Genomic DNA, 18,545 nt, shown 5'->3' with positions numbered 1-18,545 from the left:
CGGCTTGCGCGTATGGTCCGATCCATGATGAATGCACCGAGTGGGGAGGGTAAGCGCCGCGTCGGGGTCATGGGCGGCACTTTCGACCCGATCCACCATGGGCACCTGGTCGCAGCCAGTGAGGTGGCGCACCACTTCGATCTGGACGAGGTCGTGTTCGTCCCGACCGGCCGGCCGTACCAGAAGGACGACAAGCAGGTGTCGGCGGCCGAGGACCGGTACCTGATGACGGTGATCGCGACCGCGTCGAATCCCCGGTTCTCGGTCTCCAGGGTCGACGTCGACCGCCCCGGACCGACGTTCACCATCGACACGCTCCGCGACGTGGCCGACATCTACGGCTCGCAGGCCGAGCTGTACTTCATCACCGGAGCCGACGCGCTGGCGGCCATCCTGAGCTGGCGGGACGTCGACGAGCTGTTCGAGCTGGCCCACTTCGTCGGCTGCACCCGCCCCGGCCACACCCTGCGCGACCCGGGCCTGCCCCACGGCAAGGTCAGCCTCATCGAGGTGCCCGCGCTGGCGATCTCCTCCTCGCAGTGCCGCGAGCGGGTGGAGAACGGCGAGCCGATCTGGTACCTGGTGCCTGATGGAATCGTGCAATACATCGGAAAACGGGGGCTATATCAGGGGTAATGTCGCCGGTCGGCGGTGATAGTGCTCCTTGTGGGGGACGAAACGCTCGACGGCGTCGAACTGGTCGAGCAGCCGTGGTGGATGCACGACGCCGAGGTCGCGGCGTCCGGGCTGCTCACCATGCTGCGCCGCCTGCCGATCCTCGTGCGAGAGGTGCTGATCCTCTCGTGGCGCACGAGCCGCGCCGACACCGTGGTGATGCTCGGCGCGACGATGGCCGCGGAGCTGTTCACCGCCTTCGGCCTGCTGGCCACCAACGACGTGCTCACCCGGCTCTTCCAGGCGGTGCCGACCGGCGAGCGCATCCGGGCGGCGATGCCCGCGATCGTGGCGGTCGTGGCGTCGATGGTGTTACGCGCGGCCTTCAGGGAGGCGGCCGCCTGGATCAAGGCCCGGCTGGAGCCGCAGATCACCCAGACGATCAGCACCCGGCTGGTCGAGCTGACCACGCGGGTCGAGCTGGCGGCCTTCGACGACCCCGACTTCCACGACCAGGTGCAGCGCACCTCCGCCCTATCCGTGCGCGGCGCCACCTGGCTGCTGTGGGCCGTGATGGGGAGCATCGGCGGGCTGTTCGGCCTGGTGACGATCGCCGGGGCGCTGGGCGTGCTGCATCCGCTCCTCATGCCGCTGGTGCTGCTGGCGACCGTGCCGACCACCTGGGCCAGCGTGCGTTCCGCCCGGGTCGGCTACCAGGTCAACGCGGGGATCGCGGCGGCCAACCGCAGGCAGCGGACCTTGCAGGATCTGATGACCGAGCGCGCTTCCGCCGCCGAGGTGCGCTCCTACGGCATGCGCGGCCACCTGCTGGCCGAGTTCGAACGTGTCTACAGCTGGATCACCCGCTACGAGCTGCGGGCGGCGCGCAGGCAGCAACTCACCACGGTGGTGGGCAGCACGCTGGGCGGAGTGGCCGACGGCGCGGTCTACGTCGTGCTCGGCGTGCTGCTGTGGGCGGGTCAGGTCGAGCTGGCCGCCGCTGCGACCGCCGTGCTGGCCATCCAGCGGGCCGGATCCGCCACGAGCTCGTTCCTGTACGGGCTGAACTCCGCCTACGAGGCCGGGCTGTACTTCTCCGACTATCGCGACTTCCTTACGCGCGCTCAGGAACGGATCTCCCCTCAGGGAGGTACGGCTGCGCCCGCCGACCTGGACCGCGTCAGCGTGCGCGAGGCGAGCTTCACCTACCCGGGCGCCGAGGAACCGGCGCTGCGCGGGGTGAGCATCGAGATCGAGCCCGGCCAGGTGGTCGCGCTGGTCGGGGAGAACGGCTCGGGCAAGACCACCCTGTCCAAGCTCGTCGGCGGTCTCTACCTGGCGGAGGAGGGCACGGTGAGCTGGGGCGGCGTGGAGTCGCGTGACATCGACCGCGACGCGTTGCGCGGCCGGATCGCGGTCATCGCGCAGGACTTCACGCACTGGCCGTTCACCGCGGGGCAGAACATCACCTTGAGTACGGCCAGGCCGCCCGCGAGCGTGCTGGCCGCCTCGGGTGCCGACCGGGTCGTCGAGCGCCTGCCGTACGGGCTGGACACCCTGCTCGACCCGGCCTACCGGGGCGGGACGGAGCTGTCGGGCGGCCAGTGGCAGCGCATCGCCGTCGCGCGCGGGTTGTATCGGGACGCGCCGCTGCTGATCTGCGACGAGCCCACGGCGGCACTCGACGCCCGCTCCGAGCACGCCATCTTCGAGAGCATCCGGCGCCACGCCGTGCAGCGGACCGTGCTCATGATCACGCACCGGCTGGCGAGCGTGCGGTGGGCCGACCGCATCTACGTGCTGGAGCGCGGGCGTGTCGTGGAGAGCGGCGACCACGCCGAGCTGATGGAACGCGGCGGGGTATATGCGGAGATGTACACCCTCCAGGCCAAGGCCTACGCCGGGTGACAGGAATTGCAGGTGAGCGCCCCGGCCGGGGAAGGGTAACCTGAAAGGGTACTAGTCATCCATGGAGGACAGACCCACATCGTGACCGCATCCGACAGAGCCGTCCAGCTCGTCAAGATCGCCGCCGAGGCCGCGGCGGACAAGCTGGCCGATGACATCCTCGCCTACGACGTCAGTGAACAGCTCGTGATCACCGACGCCTTCCTGCTGTGCTCCGCCACCAACGACCGTCAGGTGCGCGCCATCGTCGACGAGATCGAGGACCGCCTGCGCATCGAGGCCGACGCCAAGCCGGTGCGCCGCGAGGGCGAGCGTGAGGGCCGCTGGGTCCTGCTCGACTTCCTCGACATCGTCGTGCACGTGCAGCACGAGGAGGACCGCACCTTCTACGCGCTGGAGCGCCTGTGGAAGGACTGCCCCGCCATCGCGCTGCCCGAGAGCGTGCAGCAGGTCAACCAGCAGCGGGGCCGTAATTGAGCAAGCGAATCGTCTGCTTGCGCCACGGGCAGACCCTGTGGAACGTCGAACACCGTTTCCAGGGGCACACCGACATCCCGCTCGACGAGACGGGCATCGCCCAGGCGGCGCGGGCGGGCTCCCTGCTCGCCTCGCTCCGTCCCACCCTGGTCGTCTCCTCCGACCTGCGGCGCGCCAACGACACGGCGCTGGCCGTGGCCCGGCTGGTCGACCTCGACGTCCACGTCGACAAGGACTTGCGCGAGCGCGGCGGCGGCCTGTGGGAGGGCCTGACCCGCGAGGAGATCGCCTCTCGCTGGCCGCAGGAGTACATCGCCTGGGAGGCGCCCGAGGGTGAGGACGTCGCCGACGTCGCCGCCCGCGTCTCCGCGGCGATGCGCCGTTGGGCCGCCAAGCTCGACGACGACGGCCTGCTCGTCATCGCCTCCCACGGCGCGGCGCTGCGGCTGGGCATCTGCGCCATGCTCGGGCTTCCGCAGGAGCTGTGGTCGGCCGTCGGTGGGCTCGGCAACTGCTCGTGGTCGGTGCTGGAGGAGGGCCGCAGCGGCTGGCGGCTGCTGGAGCACAACGCCGGCACCCTTCCGGAGCCGATCAACAGCGACGACATCCCGGTCGCCGATTAGGCGAATCCTCGCGGAGCCGATATGCTCTCCGAGCGCCGCAACGAGCAGGCTCGAAGCGGTGACCAGGGGCTATGGCGCAGTTGGTAGCGCGCTTCCATGGCATGGAAGAGGTCTGGGGTTCGAATCCCCATAGCTCCACTCCTGTGAGGTTGTGCGGAGGCGGTGTCGACGACACCGCCTCCTTTTCGTTGGCTCAGGACGTGTGGTGCCGTCCTGCTGTTAGCGCTAACAATCCGGTGTCCGGTCCTCCTTCGGCACCGTCGGGATCGTGGTGATGACGGCGAGTCAATACGGCGGGCCGGATGCCGTCAAGAGGTGTGGCCCGGTAAGCGCCCCCGTCAGGCCCGTATGGGCAGGAAGACGGGGGTGAAAATTTCACAGGTGTTTTCGGCGGCCGTGCTCCGGGCCACGGGATGAGCCGTCTGCGTCACCGAAAATTTCGCTTAGGTGTTGACATGTTTCGGTCGCGTTTCCAGACTGATCCCCGAGACGGTCGGCCCCGCCTGATGTGGTGATCGGTGAGGGCCGCCGGACGCCATCGTGGTGTGCGCACCGGATCGGGGCGCGGCGTCGATCACTGGATTCCCCGCGTTACCTCTTCCGTCATTTCAGTCTGGAGTCAGGCATGGGCATGAAGGCCTTACCCACCCCCGCGCACGGACGTAGCGGCGTCCTGCGCAGGATCGCCGGTGTCGTCGGCGCGCTCGGCGTCATGGGCACCGCGCTGGTCGTGTCGTTGCCCGCGGACGCGGCGGCCACCACGCTGGCCGCCGCCGCGCAACAGAGCGGCCGCTACTTCGGCACCGCCATCGCCTCGGGCAAGCTGGGCGACCAGGCGTACACCACGATCGCGAACCGCGAGTTCGACATGATCACCGCCGAGAACGAGATGAAGATCGACGCCACGGAACCCAACCGCGGGCAGTTCAACTTCACCGCCGGCGACAGGATCTACAACTGGGCCGTCCAGAACGGCAAGCGGGTACGCGGCCACACGCTCGCCTGGCACTCCCAGCAGCCGGGATGGATGCAGTCGCTGTCCGGCAGCACCCTGCGCCAGGCGATGATCAACCACATCAACGGCGTGATGGGCCACTACCGGGGCAAGATCTACGCCTGGGACGTCGTCAACGAGGCCTACGCCGACGGCAACTCCGGCGGCCGGCGCGACTCCAACCTCCAGCGGACCGGCAACGACTGGATCGAGGTGGCCTTCCGCACCGCACGCGCCGCCGACCCGTCGGCCAAGCTCTGCTACAACGACTACAACATCGACAACTGGAGCTGGGCCAAGACGCAGGGCGTCTACAACATGGTCCGCGACTTCAAGCAGCGCGGCGTGCCCATCGACTGCGTCGGCCTGCAGTCGCACTTCAACAGCAACAGCCCCTACAACAGCAACTACCGCACGACCATCCAGAGCTTCGCCGCCCTGGGAGTCGACGTGCAGATCACCGAGCTCGACATCCAGGGCGGCTCGGCGACCACCTACGCCAACGTGGTCAACGACTGCCTGGCGGTGGCCAGATGCACCGGCGTCACCGTGTGGGGCGTCCGTGACACCGACTCGTGGCTGGGCTCGGGCGCCAGCGCGCTGCTCTTCGACGGCAACGGGAACAAGAAGGCCGCCTACACCTCGGTCCTGAACGCCCTCAACAACGCCGGCCCCAACCCGACGTCCTCGCCGACGACCACGCAGAACCCCGGTGACGCGGGCCAGATCCGTGGCGTGGCCTCCAACCGGTGCATCGACGTGCCGAACGCCTCCACGACCGACGGCACGCAGGTCCAGCTGTGGGACTGCCACACCAACCCCAACCAGCAGTGGTCCTCCACCTCGGCGCAGGAGATCCGCGTCTACGGCAACAAGTGCCTCGACGCCGGCGGCACCGCCAACGGCGCCCGGGTGCAGATCTACTCCTGCTGGGGCGGCGACAACCAGAAGTGGCGCGTGAACGCCGACGGCTCCATCGCCAACGTGCAGTCGGGTCTGTGCCTCGACGCCGTCGGCAACGGCACCGGCAACGGAACCCTGCTCCAGCTCTACTCGTGCTGGGGCGGCAACAACCAGAAGTGGACCTGGAACCGAGGCTAGGAGGCGGCATCGTGAGACGGCACCAGCCGGTGCCGATCGGGGCCGGGACGGTGATCTCGACGGTTGTCGTCGTGCTGATCACCGTCCTGGCCGGGCTCGTGGCCCTCGCGCCCCAGGCGAGAGCGGCCACGCTGACCCAGATCGGCGACTTCGGGGCCAACCCCGGCAACATCCAGATGCACCTCTACGTGCCCGACACGGTGGCCTCGCGTCCCGGGATCGTGGTGGCGATGCACGGCTGCAACGGCCGTGCGGTCGACTTCCACCGGCAGACCGAGTTCGCGTCGCTGGCCGACCGGCACGGCTTCATCGTCATCTACCCGCAGGCCAACAAGAGCGCCAACGGCCTGTCGAACTGCTTCGACGTGTGGTCGCCCGAGGCGCTGCGACACGGCGGAGGCAGCGACCCGGTCTCGATCGTGTCGATGGTGAACTACGTCGTCCAGCGCCACAACGCCGACCCGGCCAAGGTGTTCGCCACCGGGTTCTCCTCCGGCGCGATGGAGACGGTCAACCTGCTGGCGACCTATCCCGACGTGTTCAAGGCCGGCGCCCCCTTCGCCGGCGTGCCGTACGGCTGCCTCGGCCCGCCCGGGTGCGGCGACCGGACGGCGCGGCAGTGGGGCGACCTGGTCCGCAACGCCTACCCGGGCTACACCGGTGCGCGGCCGAGATTGATGACCTGGCACGGCACCGCTGACGACGTGCTGAACTTCAGCATGCTGCAGAAGCAGGTCGACCAGTGGACCGACGTGCACGGGGTGAGCCAGACGCCCACCTCGACCACCAGCCCGCAGTCGGGCTGGACACGCAGGGTCTACGGGTCCGGCCAGGTCGAGGCGTACACGATCACCGGGGCGGGGCACAACCTGCCGCACCCCGGCATGGCCGTGCACGCGATCCGGTTCTTCGGCCTGGAGACGTCCGCGCCGAACCCCGGCGGCCAGATCAGGGGTGTCGCGTCCGGGCGCTGCGTGGACGTGCCGAACGCCTCCACGACCGACGGCACGCAGGTGCAGCTGTGGGACTGCCACTCCAACCCCAACCAGCAGTGGACCTCCACCTCGGCGCAGGAACTGCGCGTCTACGGCAACAAGTGCCTCGACGCCGCAGGAACGGGCAACGGGGCCAGGGTGCAGATCTACTCGTGCTGGGGCGGCGCCAACCAGAAGTGGCGCGTGAACGCCGACGGGACGATCGTCGGCGTGCAGTCGGGCCTGTGCCTGGACGCCACCGGCACCGGTAACGGCGCCCGGCTCCAGCTCTACTCGTGCTGGGGCGGCAACAACCAGCGCTGGACCCGCGTCTGAAACAGCTCCGCGCTGCCGTCCGTGAAGGACGGCAGCGCGGATCGTTTTCTCAGGGGCGTGCCCACCGCTGGTTGGCGGCCCCGCTGCAGGACCAGATCTGCAGGCCGGCCCCGTTCGCCGTGCCTGCGGCGTCCAGGCACTTGTTCGCGCCGAGTGCGGTGATGCTGCCGTCGGTGTTGAAGCGCCACTTCTGGTTGTTCTGGCCGTTGCAGTCCCAGATGATCACGCTGGTGCCGTCGGCGGTGCCGTTGTTGTTCACGTCGAGGCACTTGCTGCCGTAGACGCGCAGCTCACCGGCGGCCGTGGAGGTCCACAGCTGGTTGCTCTGCCCGTGGCAGTCCCAGAGCGCGGCCCTGGTGCCGTTCGTCTGGGAGGCTCCGGTGACGTCGACGCACCGTCCCGACTGGACGCCGCGGATCGTGGACGCGGGGTTCGGTGTCCCGCCGCTGACCCTGAACACGACCGTGCCATGGGACGGCACGCTCGCCGAGATGCTCCCGGTGGTCGAGGTGACCGCGTTCGTCCAGGCCTCGCGCAGGCTGAAGGAGCTGCCCGACAGGCCGATCGCCGAGGCGGTGGTGCTGATCGTCGTGGTGCTGCCACCCTGGTTGAACAGCGCGACCGCGACGTCGCCGTTGTTCAGCCGCTTGGCCAGGACGCGCCGGGTGCCGTCGTTGACGATCTGGGTCGCCTGGAGGCCGAGCGGGTCCTGGTTGATGGCGATCAGGTTCTGGTTCTTCATGATCGTGGCTGTCGCGGCGTCCATGTTCCGCATGTCGTTGCCGGCGATCAGCGGCGCGGCCATGATCGCCCACAGGGCGAAGTGGCTGCGCATCTCGGTGTCCGTCATGCCGCCTCGGCCGACCACCATCATGTCGGGGTCGTTGAACTGCCCCGGCTTGGCGTAGCCCGACAGGGGCGCGTTGACGTTGACGATGTTCTGGATGCCCATCGGGTAGCCGTTGGCCTGGCCGGAGTTCCAGACGTTGGTGATGTCCTCGGTCGTGCGCCAGATGTTGGCGACGTCGCCCCAGTTGCGCTGCGGGCCGGTCTTCTCGTGGATGCTGTTGGGATTGATGCTGTAGAGGATCGGCCGCCCGGTGGCGGCCAGGGCGTCGCGCATCTTGGCGAAGGTGCGGACCTGGTCGTCGATGGTGCCGGTGGGCGAGCACCAGTCGTACTTGAGGTAGTCGACGCCCCAGGCGGCGAACTGCCTGGCGTCCTGGACCTCGTGGTTGAGACTGCCGGTGGCGCCGGGATAGGAGCCGAAGTACTGCGCGCAGGTCCGGTCCAGGGGAGCCTGGTAGAGGCCGAATTTCAGGCCCCTGGCGTGCAGGTAGTCGCCGAGCGCCTTCATGCCGCTCGGGAACCTCGACGGGTTGGCCCGCAGGTTGCCGGCGGAGTCGCGGTTCGGGTCGAACCAGCAGTCGTCGACGACGACGTACTGGTATCCGAGGTCGCGCATGCCGGAGCTCACCATCGCGTCGGCGGTCTGGCGGATCAGCGTCTCGTTGATGTTGCAGCCGAAGGTGTTCCAGGTGTTCCAGCCCATCGGCGGGGTGCGGCCCACGCCGTTCTCCAGCGCCTGGGCCTGCGCTGCGGGGGTGAGCGCCGCCGCCAGGGCCATCGTGGCCAGCAGTGCTCGGGTTCGTTTCCTGCGCATGGACATCACTCCGGTGCTCATTGGAAGGAGGCGTCGTCGATGTAGAGGCCGTCGGTGCCGGTGGCCGTCTCGACGTAGAAGGAGGCGCTGGTCAGCGTGCCGGTCCAGGAGACGGTCGCGGTGCCGGTGAGCTGGGTCCAGCCGGTGGCGGTGACCGTCTGCGCGGGGGTGAGCTGGAGGTAGCTCGTGGTGCCGTTCGCGGTGAGGGTCAGGGTCGCCTTCGCGCTGGGAGTGCCGCTCTGCGAGCGCACCCAGACGCTGGTGGTGTAGGTCTTGCCGTTGGTGAGCCGGTTCGTGACGTTCTGGTGCGGCCCCTGCCAGGCGGACGTGCGGCCGGAGGTGAGCAGCGACCGGCTGCCCGCGTGGGCCACGTCGGTCGCGGACGACAGGGTGCCGCCGGAGCTGGTCCAGCCGGTCGTGCCGTCCTCCATGGTGCCGTTGGTCAGCAGGTTCCCGCCGCCGCCACCGGACGGGGTGAACTGCCACCAGTTGAGGTTGAGCAGGTAGCCGGCGCCGCCCGCGAAACGCAGGTACAGGTCACGGGTGCCGCTCGCGCCCGACACCGGGCAAGTGACCGTGGTCCAGTTCTGCCAGCCGCCGGTGCCGTTGACGGCGCAGGTGCCCACGAGGGTGCCGGTGGCGCTGCCGAGGCGCAGCTCGATCCGGCCTCCGGTGGTGCCCGAGGCCACGCGGGCGGTGAAGGAGGAGGCGCCGTTGCCGAACGCGACGCCCTTGACCTTGATGTGGTCGCCGTTCTCGATGAAGCCGACGTTCATGCCGCCTTCGCCGGACGGCTCGGTCTCCACCCCCGACGACCAGGCGATCGTCTCGGCCTCCTGCCGGACGAAGGGGTCGAGGGTGCCGACCTGGGGCGGCCCGGCGGTGGTCATGTTGATCGTCGGGATGGTGCCGTCGGCGTTGTAGGCGAACTTCTCCACCGCCACCGACCTGGTGTAACCGCCGCCGCCCGGCAGGGCGCCGTTGTGGTAGAAGAAGTACGACCCTCCGGCGTAGTCGACGATCCCGGCGTGGTTGGTGAAGCTGCCGCCCTGCCGGGGCATGACGGTTCCTCGGTAGGTCCACGGCCCGGTGGGGCTCGGCGCCGTCGAGTAGCCGATGAACTCCGAGCAGCATTCCGCGGCGAACACGTTGTAGTACTGGCCGTTGCGCTTGAAGACCCAGGGCCCTTCCTCGTAGAGCGTGGGACGGCTGGGGTTGCCGGTACGCGTGCCGTACCCCGCCGTGGTCAGCGGGATGTAGGTGACGGCGCCCGAGTAGGAGATCATGTCGCTGTTCAGCCGCACGTAGGCTAGGCGCGGATTGCCCCAGTACAGATAGGCCTGGCCGGAGTCGTCGATGAGGACGTTGGGGTCGATCTCGTTGTTCTCCACCAGCGGGCGGCCCAGCGCGTCGCGGAACGGCCCGGTCGGGCTGTCGCCGACCCCGACGCCGATCGCCATGCCGCCGGTCGACCGGTTGCGCACCGGGACGTACCAGTAGAACCTGCCGTTGCGATAGGCGACGTGACCGGCCCAGGCGTTGGCGTCGGCCCAGGCGAAGGTGGCCAGGCTCATGGGCGAGCCGTGATCGGTCCAGTTGGCCATGTCGGTCGTGGAGTAGACGCGCCAGTCGCGCATCGTGAAATACGTGGAGCCGTCCTCGTCGTGGCCGGTGTAGAGGTAGAGGCGGCCGTTGTGCACGAGCGGCGCGGGGTCGGCGGTGTAGATCGTCTGAACGATCGGGTTGTCCGCGTTGGCGGCTGCCGGGGGTAACAGGATCGTGAGGCAGAGCACGCTCATGACCCAGGCGAGTGCAGATCTCATGATGATCCTTTCGGGACGGGCGGGCCGGGGCACAGCACGGGCGGGCTCGGTCGTGCCGAGCCCGCCCGTGTCAGACCGTCAGCGCTGCAGCGTCAGCAGGCCCGGACGGTACGGCAGCAGGCCGTAGTCGCCGCCGGAGTTGGGGCTGCGGCCCTGGTAGAGGAGCTGCAGGTTGCAGGGATCCACCGTGAAGGTCTGGTCGGCGCTGGTGCGGATCAGCTCGCCGTGGCTGATGTCGTTGGTCCACGTGGCGCCGCTGTTGACCTTGCCCGCGAACGGGTTGCTCTCGGTGGCGGCCTGCGGGGTCCACGAACCGTTCAGGCTGGTGGCCGTGAACGAGCGGAAGTAGCGGCCCTGGGCGCCGATCGCCTCGACGATCATGAGGTACCTGTTCTGGTTCTGGAGCTTGTAGACCTGGACGGCCTCGAACAGGTTGTTCGTCGTGTCACTCATGATCACGGTCGAGGTCGAGCCGAAGCTGCCGGGGAAGTTGCCGATCGGCATGCTCGCCCGGTAGATCTTGCCGTTGTCGCCGGCGAAGAACAGGTACATGTTCTGGCTGTCGCCGATGAGGGTCTGGTCGATGGGCCCGGTTCCCGAGCCGCTGATGCTGCCCGAGAAGAGCACCTGCTGCGCCGACCAGCCGTTCGGGTTGGTCGGATCGCTCGACGTGCGGTAGGAGAAGGCGGTCCCGCCCCACTGGTAGGCGAGCACCCAGACGTTCTTCGGGGCGAAGTAGAACAGCGTGGGCGCGACCGTGGAGTTGGTCATCGCGTTCTGGCTGGCCGAGGCCATCTCCGACCAGTTGGTGAACAGGCCGAAGTTCATCGAGCCCCACCGGGTGCCGGTGTCGTGCGTGGTCGCGTAGACCAGGTGCCTGCCGTTGTACGGGGCGACGGTGAAGTCCTTGAGCGAGACCCATCCCGACCTCGGCTGGGCCAGCGGGCCCGTCGAGGTCCAGCGGTAGCTCGACGGGAGCTCGCAGGGCCCGGGGTTGCCTCCGCCGCCGACCTGGACGAGCTGCCACTGCTGGTTGGCGCCGCCCCAGTCGTCGTACTGCACGATGTTGGCGTTGTCGGCGGTCGAGGCGCCCTGGACCTCCAGCGCCTTGTTGCTGTGGCGCGAGATGAGCCTGACGTGGCCGCCGGCGCTGTCGGCCAGGCGCCACTGCTGGTTGGTGCCGTTCAGGTCGCTCCACTGCACGATCGAGCCGCCGTTGGCGGTCGAGAAGTTGTAGACGTCGAGGACCTTGCCCGAGTGGCGTGACTTGAGGCGGTAGTAGCCGCCGCCGGAGTCGACGAACTGCCACTGCTGCTGGTTCTGGTCGTTCCTGGTCCACTGGGTGATGCGGGCGCCGTCGTTGGTCGCCAGGTTGTAGACGTCCAGGGCCTTGCCGCTGTTGCGGTTGACCAGGACGTACCACGCGTTGGTGTCGACGGTGGCCGCGTTCGCCGGCTGGACGGCCACGAACAGGCTCACCAGTAACGCGGCCAGGGTCGCGAGGACGGCCAGGGGTTTGATTCGCACGTGCTGCTCCGATTCCATCAGGGGGTGGTCAGGTCGAAGCGGCGTACGGTCACCGCTCCTCCCAGGGCTTGGGTGGCGTAGTTGAAGATCCCGAAGCGGTATCCCATGAAGAACTGCCAGGCGTTGTTCAAGGTGAAGGCGGGGCCGAGGCCGACGAAGGTCGTCCCGTCGGTGCTGTAGGAGAAGCGGGCCTGCCTGCCGGTACCCGGCCGGATGTCGGCACTGACCCTGAGCCAGATCCGGCCGCCGGAGACGGCGGCGCCCGCCTGCTCCGAGCCGGTGCCGGTGGTCTCCCACGAGCTGTTCATGGTCAGCCCGCCGGTCATCACAACCCGGTTGACGCCGTTGTCACGCCTGACGCCGATCCAGGCCGACTGGTCACGCAGCATGGCGAGGCCGGCGCGGTCGCCGTTGGCCATCTGGGAGTAGTCGAGCTCGATCGTCGCGGTCGACGAGGGGCCCTGGATGCGGTGGGTCAGGGTGTTGCGGGCGTTGTAGAGGTCGTTGGTGACCGTGGCCGTCTGCAGGCGCAGGCCGTTGCCGGTGGAGTAGCGGCTGGTGTCGGGGTTGTGGTTCCACTCCCACCGGTGGCCGAGGCCGCTCGAGGTGAAGGCGTCGGGGCCGATCATCGGGGCCACCGTGCGGCTGGTCTGGATGGCGGGCCGCGGGTAGTTCACGCCCCAGCCGCCGTTGACCGTCTGTACGGCCGGCCAGCCGTCGGTCCACGTGATGGGGGCGAGCGCCGGGACGCGGCCGCCGGGGTAGGCGTCGACGAACGACATGTAGTACCAGTCGCCCGCCTGGGTCTGCACGAGCCCGCCCTGGTGGGGGACTCCGCCGCCGGAGATCGGTCCTGGCATGTTCAGCAGGACCTGGCGCATCTCGTACGGGCCCCACGGGGAGGTCGAGCGGAGCACGTACTGGCCGTTGGCCGGGCGGGTGAGCCAGATGTAGTAGTAGCCGCCGCGCTTGTAGAAGCGTGCTCCCTCCAGCGTGCCGACGCTCGACGGCGTCTGGAAGACCTGCTGGGCGCGCACCTGGCTGAGGCCGTCGGGGGAGAGCTGGGCGACGCTGATCGTGCCGTTGCCGTACGCGACGTACATCGTGTCGTCGGTGTCGACGAGCAGGCCGGCGTCGTAGTAGCAGTTGTTGATCTGTGACCGCTTGGTCCAGGTGCCGTCCACGGCGGAGGCGGTGTACACGTAGGTACGGTTGAACTCCACGCAGCCGATCCAGTAGTACGTGCCGTTGCTGGGACGGTGGTTCAGGGTCGAGGCCCAGATGCCCTTCACGTACGCGCGGCCGCCGTTCAGGTCGTAGGCGCCGGAACCGAAGTCGAGCCTCGGCACCGAGTGGCCGGCGTACTCCCAGTCGACCAGGTTGTAGGAGCGCAGGATCGGAGCGCCCGGCGAGTAGTGCATGGTCGAGGCGGAGTAGTAGTAGGCGTCGCCGACCCGGATGATGTCGCCGTCGGCGAAGTCCTGCCAGACGACCGGGTTGGTGTAGCTGCCGCCGGGCCCGGGGTTGCCGCCGTCGACCTGGACGAGCTGCCACTGCTGGTTGTTGCCGCCCCAGTCGTCGTACTGCACGATGTTGGCGTTGTCGGCGGTGGAGGCGCCCTGGACCTCCAGTGCCTTGTTGCTGTGGCGGGAGATGAGCCTGACGTGGCCGCCGGCGCTGTCGGCCAGGCGCCACTGCTGGTTGGTGCCGTTCAGGTCGCTCCACTGCACGATCGAGCCGCCGTTGGCGGTCGAGAAGTTGTAGACGTCGAGGACCTTGCCCGAGTGGCGTGACTTGAGGCGGTAGTAGCCGCCGCCGGAGTCGACGAACTGCCACTGCTGCTGGTTCTGGTCGTTCCTGGTCCACTGGGTGATCCGGCCGCCGTCGGCGGTGGAGAGGTTGTAGACGTCCAGGGCCTTGCCGCTGTTGCGGTTGATCAGGACGTACCAGGCGTTGGTGTCGACGGTCGCCGCCTCGGCGCGCGGTGCGATGAGGAAAACGGCGATGAGCAGCGATGACGCCAGTACGGCAAGCGTTCGCCGGAGGCGGCCAGGCAATGTTAGCGTTAACAATCTGACGTCCAATCCTTCGGCCGATACGTTGTCGCGGAGTACATCTGACGCTTGTGCCGTCGTCAACGAGACGTCGTCTCGCCGACCCGGGCCTCGCTCGCCTCACGCTCCCCGGCCAGGCTGTTCGCGCCGGGGAAGATCGTGCCACGCTGCCCGTGACTGTGAAAATTTCACAGAAGTTACCTGTTGGCAACCGTAGATTTCGGGCCGAATCTTGCTAACTTCCCGAACGATCACAGAAGGGTAGACTCCCGCTGTGACCTCCGAAGCGCTGACCCTCGCCCAGCTGGCCGCGCTGGCGGGGGTCTCCGTGGCGACCGTCTCGAAGGTGGTCAACGGCAGGTCGGAGGTGGGATCCGAGACGAGGGCCCTGGTCGAGGGCCTCATCCAGGAACACGGATTCCGACGGCAACGGCGTCGCATCAGGCCGGCGGGCCTCATCGAGGTCGTCTTCCACGAGCTGGCCGGCGACTATCCGATAGAGGTCGTCAAAGGCGTCCAGTCGGTCGCCGGACGCCATGGGCTGAGCGTGGTGATCTCCGAGCTTGGCGGCCGGCACGTCCCGGGGCACCAGTGGATCGAGGGCGTGCTGAGCCGCCGCCCCGCGGGAGTCATCACCGTGTTCTCCGGCCCGACCGAGGAGCAGCGGATCCGGCTGGACACCCGTGAGATCCCCCTGGTCGTGCTCGACCCCGCCGGCGATCCGGGGCGAGGGGTGCCGTCGGTCGGGGCCACGAACTGGAGCGGAGGGCTGGACGCCACGCGTCACCTGCTCGAACTGGGCCATCGCCGGATCGCCACGATCACCGGAGCCGAGTGGGCGCTCTCCAGCAGGGCACGCCTCGACGGGTACCGGGCCGCGCTCGACGCGGCAGGGGTGCCGGTCGACCCGGACCTGATCCGCCAGGGGACGTTTCAGATCACCGACGGGATCTTTCACACCCGCCGGCTGATGGAGCTGCGCGATCCGCCGAGCGCGATCTTCGCGGCCAACGACGGGCAGGCCATCGGCGTCTACCACGCCGCCCACGAGCTGGGGCTGCGCATCCCCACGGATCTCAGCGTGGTCGGCTTCGACGACATGCCCGCATGGCGGTGGGCCATCCCGCCGCTCACCACCGTGCGCCAGCCCCTGGTGGAGATGGGCGCGACGGCGGCCACCATGCTCGTCGCCCTCGCCGAGGACGAACCGCTCATGCAGAGGCGGGTCGAGCTCGGCACCGAGCTGGTGATCCGGGGCAGCACGGCGCCGTTCCGTGCACGGAACAACAGGCAGGCGGAGTCCGAGTGAGCTCTCCCGGTCACCGCCGGGTGCGGACCTTTCTCCCCGGTGACGAGCAGGCCCTGGTCGAGGCATGGAACCTGAGCATGCCCGCCGACCCCGTCACCTCTCGGTGGTGGCGCGACAAGGTGCTGCTCGACCCCAACTTCGACCCCGGCGGGCTGATCGTGGCCGACGACGCGGGCCGGGTGGCGGGCTGCGCCTACGCGATCAGGCGGCTGACGCCCCTCGCGCCGGGACTGGACCTGGAGCCGGAGACCGGGTGGATCCCGTTCCTCTTCGTGACGCCCGAGCACCGGGGGAGCGGGCTGGGCGCACGGCTGCTCGAGGCGGCGCTGGAGTTCCTCCGCGATCGGCGGCGGGTCGACTTCGCCTGTTACACGCCCCATTACCTGCTGCCGGGCGTCGACCCCGAGCTCTATCCGGCGGCGGGCGCGCTGCTGCGGGGGCGGGGATTCGAGAAGGTGACGACGGCGGTGGCGATGGACCGCGGCCTGGCCGCCTACGCGCCGCCCCCTACGGGCCTGCCGTCCGGGTACGAGGTGCGCGAGCCGGTGGACGGGGAGCTGCCGGAGCTGGTGCGGTTCGCGGCGGGGTTCAATCCCGACTGGGGCGAGGCGATCAGAAAATTCCGGGATAACGCGCGTCTGCTCATCGCGAGGAACGACCGCATCGTCGGTTTCACCGCCTACGGCGCCTACGAGGGGCCGGCCGAGCGGTTCGGCCCCTTCGGCGTGGACCCGGAGGAACGCGGCGCCGGGCTCGGCAAGATCCTCCTGCACCGGACCCTGGCCAGGATGCGCGCGGAAGGCCTGCACACCGCCTGGTTCCTGTGGACCGGGCAGGACACGCCCGCCTACCACCTCTACCTCAAGGCGGGCTTTCACGTCACCCGCACGTTCGACGTCATGCGTCTGCGCCACCACTCCAGACCCTGACTCGCCTCCGCGCGACAAGCCGGTTCACTCCCCGTAGAGGCGGGCCAGCACCGCGGCGTGCCGCCGCATCAGGTCGCGCAACCCGGCGGGCTCCAGGACCTCGACGTCCATGCCCAGCCGAAGGAACTCGCTGCAGGCGTGCTCGGCGCCCTCGATCGGCAGCGTCGCGGTCACCCAGCCGTCGGCGTCGGGCGCCGAGGCGCTCTCCCGCGCCGCCGCGACCACACCCGGCGTCATCATGTCGCCCAGCCGCTCCAGCCCGCGCGGCGACAGCCGTACCGTGGCCTGCCCCTGGCGCAGGCGCTCCTCGAACTCCCTGAGGTAGCCGAGCCAGTAATCGGCCAGCACGAAGCCGGCGGGCCGCTCGAAACCCTCGTCGAGCGGGTGCAGCTCCTGGATCTGCCAGACCCGGTAGGTGCGCACCTGCTCGCCGCTGCGGGCGACGACGTACCAGCGGCCCGCCTTGACGACCAGCCCGTACGGCTCCAGCCGCCGGTTGACCAGGTGGGGCGGCGCCCAGCGGCGATAGCGCACCTCGATCGCCCGCTGGTTCCACACCGCCTCGGCCACGGCAGGCAGGAACGGCAGCTCGTCACGCTCGCGATACCAGCCGGGCGCGTCGAGGTGGAAACGTTCCTGGATGCGCTCGGCGCGGTCGCGCAGCTCCAGGGGCAGCGCCGCCTTGAGCTTGAGCTGGGCGGCGGCGACCACGCTGCCCAGGCCCAGCTCGGCGGCGGGTCCCGGCAGCCCGGCGAGGAACATCGACTCCGCCTCGTCGGCCGTCAGCCCGGTCAGCCTGGTGCGGTAGCCCTCCAGGAGCTGGTAGCCGCCCGACGGCCCGGCGTCGCCGTACAGCGGGACCCCGGCGGCGTGCAGCGACTCCACGTCGCGGTAGATGGTGCGGACCGAGACCTCCAGCCGGTCGGCCAGCTCCCTGGCGGTCATGCGGCCGCGGGTCTGCAGCAGGAGCAGGATCGACAGCAGTCGGGAAGCGCGCATATCACTGACAATAGATGGCAGTGACCCGGGCCTACGGTCCTGCCATGAGTGATTTCGACTTCCTCGCCGGCACGTGGGACGTGCACAACCGCTATCTGCTCAAGCGCCTGGCCGGCTGCGACGACTGGGAGGAGTTCCCCGGGCGCACGGTGGCCAGCAGGCACTTCGACGGCAACGCCAGCTTCGACGAGGTGCACTTCCCGACCCGCGGCTACAACGGACTGACCGTGCGCTTCCGCGACCCGGAGACCGGGCTGTGGTCGATCTACTGGGCCTCGAGCCGCAACGGCTCGCTCGACCCGGTCCCGGTCGTCGGACGCTGGGAGGGCGACGTCGGCACGTTCTACTCCGACGAGGTCTGGGAGGGCACGCCGATCCGCTGCCGTTTCGTCTGGACGCGGATCGACGACACGCACGCCCGCTGGGAGCAGGCCTTCTCGACCGACGGCGAGCAGACCTGGGAGACCAACTGGGTGATGGAGTTCACCCGGGTCTAGCCTCCGGTGGACCAGAGCACGATGGCGATGGCCGCGGCGGCCACGACGGCCAGCAGCACGCTGGCCACGACCACCCACCACCAGGCCGAGCGCGGCGGCTTGGCCTCGACGTGGGCCACGTCGGGGAACAGGTCGGGGGTGTACGGCAGGCGCACCGTCTGAGGCGGCTCGGGAGGCTGCGCGGGCTGCCCGGGGGTCGGCCTGCGGTACCTGATCGTCTGATCGTGCTCTTCGCTCATGACTTTTACCAATATATAGCGCTAACCGGCTCAGTGGCCGGGGTAGCCGGGCGGTGGAGGCTGCTGCTGGTAATAGGGCTGCTGGGGCGGATAGGACGGCTGGTTCGGGTACGGCTGGTTCGGCTGGGGCTGGCCCGGGTGGGGCTGCTGGGGTGCCGCGGGTCGCCGCATGACGACGGCGGCCACCAGCAGCCCGATCCCGGTCATCCAGAGCAGCATGTGAACCACGGAGATGATCATCACTGCCGTCATCACGCTGCCGATGTCGCGCGCGAGCTCGGGCAGGATGATCGCCTGCACGACGCTGACGATCACGTCGAGCAGGAACACCAGGCAGCCGAACATGCCCACGAGAGCGGCCCGGCCATGGTTGCGGCGGGCCATGGCCGTCAGGACCACTCCCACGATGAGGATGATGACCTGAAGCACCCACAGGATCGCGTTGACACCCATTGTCGCGAAACTCATGGGCCGAAA

Annotated in this window: 16 protein-coding genes and 1 tRNA gene; 10 read left to right on the top strand and 7 right to left on the bottom strand. The window is 69.1% G+C overall.

The features are described 5' to 3' along the window. Nucleotides 1–24 precede the first annotated feature (24 nt). The 7 genes from nadD (at nucleotide 25) to HNR30_RS41180 (ending at nucleotide 7,028) form a co-directional block, all read left to right on the top strand. Nucleotides 25–636, top strand: a complete 612-nt coding sequence (gene nadD / locus HNR30_RS41210; protein ID WP_181615599.1) for a nicotinate-nucleotide adenylyltransferase — start codon at nucleotides 25–27, stop codon at nucleotides 634–636. A gap of 30 nt (nucleotides 637–666) precedes the next feature. Further along, nucleotides 667–2,523: an ABC transporter ATP-binding protein gene (locus tag HNR30_RS41205; protein WP_312895011.1), complete on the top strand. Its 1,857-nt coding sequence runs from the start codon at nucleotides 667–669 to the stop codon at nucleotides 2,521–2,523. 81 nt (nucleotides 2,524–2,604) lie between these two features. Continuing rightward, nucleotides 2,605–3,000, top strand: coding sequence for a ribosome silencing factor (rsfS, locus tag HNR30_RS41200; protein ID WP_181615598.1), 396 nt, complete (start codon nucleotides 2,605–2,607; stop codon nucleotides 2,998–3,000). Then, entirely contained in the window at nucleotides 2,997–3,623 is a 627-nt protein-coding gene (locus tag HNR30_RS41195; RefSeq protein ID WP_181615597.1) for a histidine phosphatase family protein, read from the top strand. The genes rsfS and HNR30_RS41195 overlap by 4 nt, the downstream gene beginning before the upstream one ends. A 65-nt stretch (nucleotides 3,624–3,688) precedes the next feature. Beyond that, nucleotides 3,689–3,761 (top strand) — tRNA-Ala (locus HNR30_RS41190). Between the two features lie 493 nt (nucleotides 3,762–4,254). Beyond that, nucleotides 4,255–5,718: an endo-1,4-beta-xylanase gene (locus tag HNR30_RS41185; protein ID WP_246380136.1), complete on the top strand. Its 1,464-nt coding sequence runs from the start codon at nucleotides 4,255–4,257 to the stop codon at nucleotides 5,716–5,718. 11 nt (nucleotides 5,719–5,729) lie between these two features. Next, nucleotides 5,730–7,028 carry an extracellular catalytic domain type 1 short-chain-length polyhydroxyalkanoate depolymerase gene (locus tag HNR30_RS41180; protein ID WP_312895010.1) on the top strand — a complete coding sequence of 433 codons (1,299 nt, stop codon included), beginning with the start codon at nucleotides 5,730–5,732 and terminating at the stop codon, nucleotides 7,026–7,028. 49 nt (nucleotides 7,029–7,077) lie between these two features. On the opposite strand, the gene HNR30_RS41175 is transcribed toward HNR30_RS41180, so the two are convergent. From HNR30_RS41175 to HNR30_RS41160, 4 genes are all read right to left on the bottom strand, one after another. Continuing rightward, the gene (locus HNR30_RS41175; protein WP_181615595.1) at nucleotides 7,078–8,691 is read right to left on the bottom strand and encodes a glycoside hydrolase family 27 protein; all 1,614 of its coding nucleotides are present in this window, start codon (nucleotides 8,689–8,691) and stop codon (nucleotides 7,078–7,080) included. A gap of 17 nt (nucleotides 8,692–8,708) precedes the next feature. After that, entirely contained in the window at nucleotides 8,709–10,514 is a 1,806-nt protein-coding gene (locus HNR30_RS41170; RefSeq protein ID WP_181615594.1) for a family 43 glycosylhydrolase, read from the bottom strand. Nucleotides 10,515–10,592: 78 nt separating this feature from the next. Further along, on the bottom strand, nucleotides 10,593–12,008 hold the full coding sequence (locus tag HNR30_RS41165) for a non-reducing end alpha-L-arabinofuranosidase family hydrolase (protein WP_246380190.1): 1,416 nt from the start codon (nucleotides 12,006–12,008) through the stop codon (nucleotides 10,593–10,595). Between the two features lie 50 nt (nucleotides 12,009–12,058). Then, on the bottom strand, nucleotides 12,059–14,098 hold the full coding sequence (locus HNR30_RS41160) for a family 43 glycosylhydrolase (RefSeq protein WP_181615592.1): 2,040 nt from the start codon (nucleotides 14,096–14,098) through the stop codon (nucleotides 12,059–12,061). A gap of 271 nt (nucleotides 14,099–14,369) precedes the next feature. Here HNR30_RS41160 and HNR30_RS41155 point away from each other — a divergent pair, with 271 nt between their 5' ends. Beyond that, entirely contained in the window at nucleotides 14,370–15,404 is a 1,035-nt protein-coding gene (locus HNR30_RS41155) for a LacI family DNA-binding transcriptional regulator (protein WP_181615591.1), read from the top strand. Further along, nucleotides 15,401–16,333: a GNAT family N-acetyltransferase gene (locus HNR30_RS41150; protein WP_220134572.1), complete on the top strand. Its 933-nt coding sequence runs from the start codon at nucleotides 15,401–15,403 to the stop codon at nucleotides 16,331–16,333. Before HNR30_RS41155 ends, HNR30_RS41150 begins: the two co-directional genes overlap by 4 nt. Nucleotides 16,334–16,357: 24 nt before the next feature. On the opposite strand, the gene HNR30_RS41145 is transcribed toward HNR30_RS41150, so the two are convergent. Then, nucleotides 16,358–17,332, bottom strand: a complete 975-nt coding sequence (locus HNR30_RS41145; protein WP_181615590.1) for a helix-turn-helix transcriptional regulator — start codon at nucleotides 17,330–17,332, stop codon at nucleotides 16,358–16,360. A gap of 44 nt (nucleotides 17,333–17,376) precedes the next feature. Here HNR30_RS41145 and HNR30_RS41140 point away from each other — a divergent pair, with 44 nt between their 5' ends. After that, on the top strand, nucleotides 17,377–17,829 hold the full coding sequence (locus tag HNR30_RS41140) for a hypothetical protein (protein ID WP_181615589.1): 453 nt from the start codon (nucleotides 17,377–17,379) through the stop codon (nucleotides 17,827–17,829). Here the strand turns inward: HNR30_RS41140 and HNR30_RS41135 are convergent. Both HNR30_RS41135 and HNR30_RS41130 read right to left on the bottom strand, forming a co-directional pair. Then, nucleotides 17,826–18,068, bottom strand: a complete 243-nt coding sequence (locus HNR30_RS41135) for a hypothetical protein (protein ID WP_181615588.1) — start codon at nucleotides 18,066–18,068, stop codon at nucleotides 17,826–17,828. The genes HNR30_RS41140 and HNR30_RS41135 overlap by 4 nt on opposite strands. 30 nt (nucleotides 18,069–18,098) lie before the next feature. Further along, nucleotides 18,099–18,536 carry a hypothetical protein gene (locus HNR30_RS41130; protein WP_181615587.1) on the bottom strand — a complete coding sequence of 146 codons (438 nt, stop codon included), beginning with the start codon at nucleotides 18,534–18,536 and terminating at the stop codon, nucleotides 18,099–18,101. Nucleotides 18,537–18,545: the final 9 nt, after the last annotated feature.

The sequence above is a fragment of the Nonomuraea soli genome (assembly GCF_013761175.1).
Classification (GTDB): Bacteria; Actinomycetota; Actinomycetes; order Streptosporangiales; family Streptosporangiaceae; genus Nonomuraea; species Nonomuraea soli.
The sequence above is the reverse complement of the archived record's forward strand: the minus strand, read 5'-3'. Positions and strand labels throughout refer to the sequence as shown.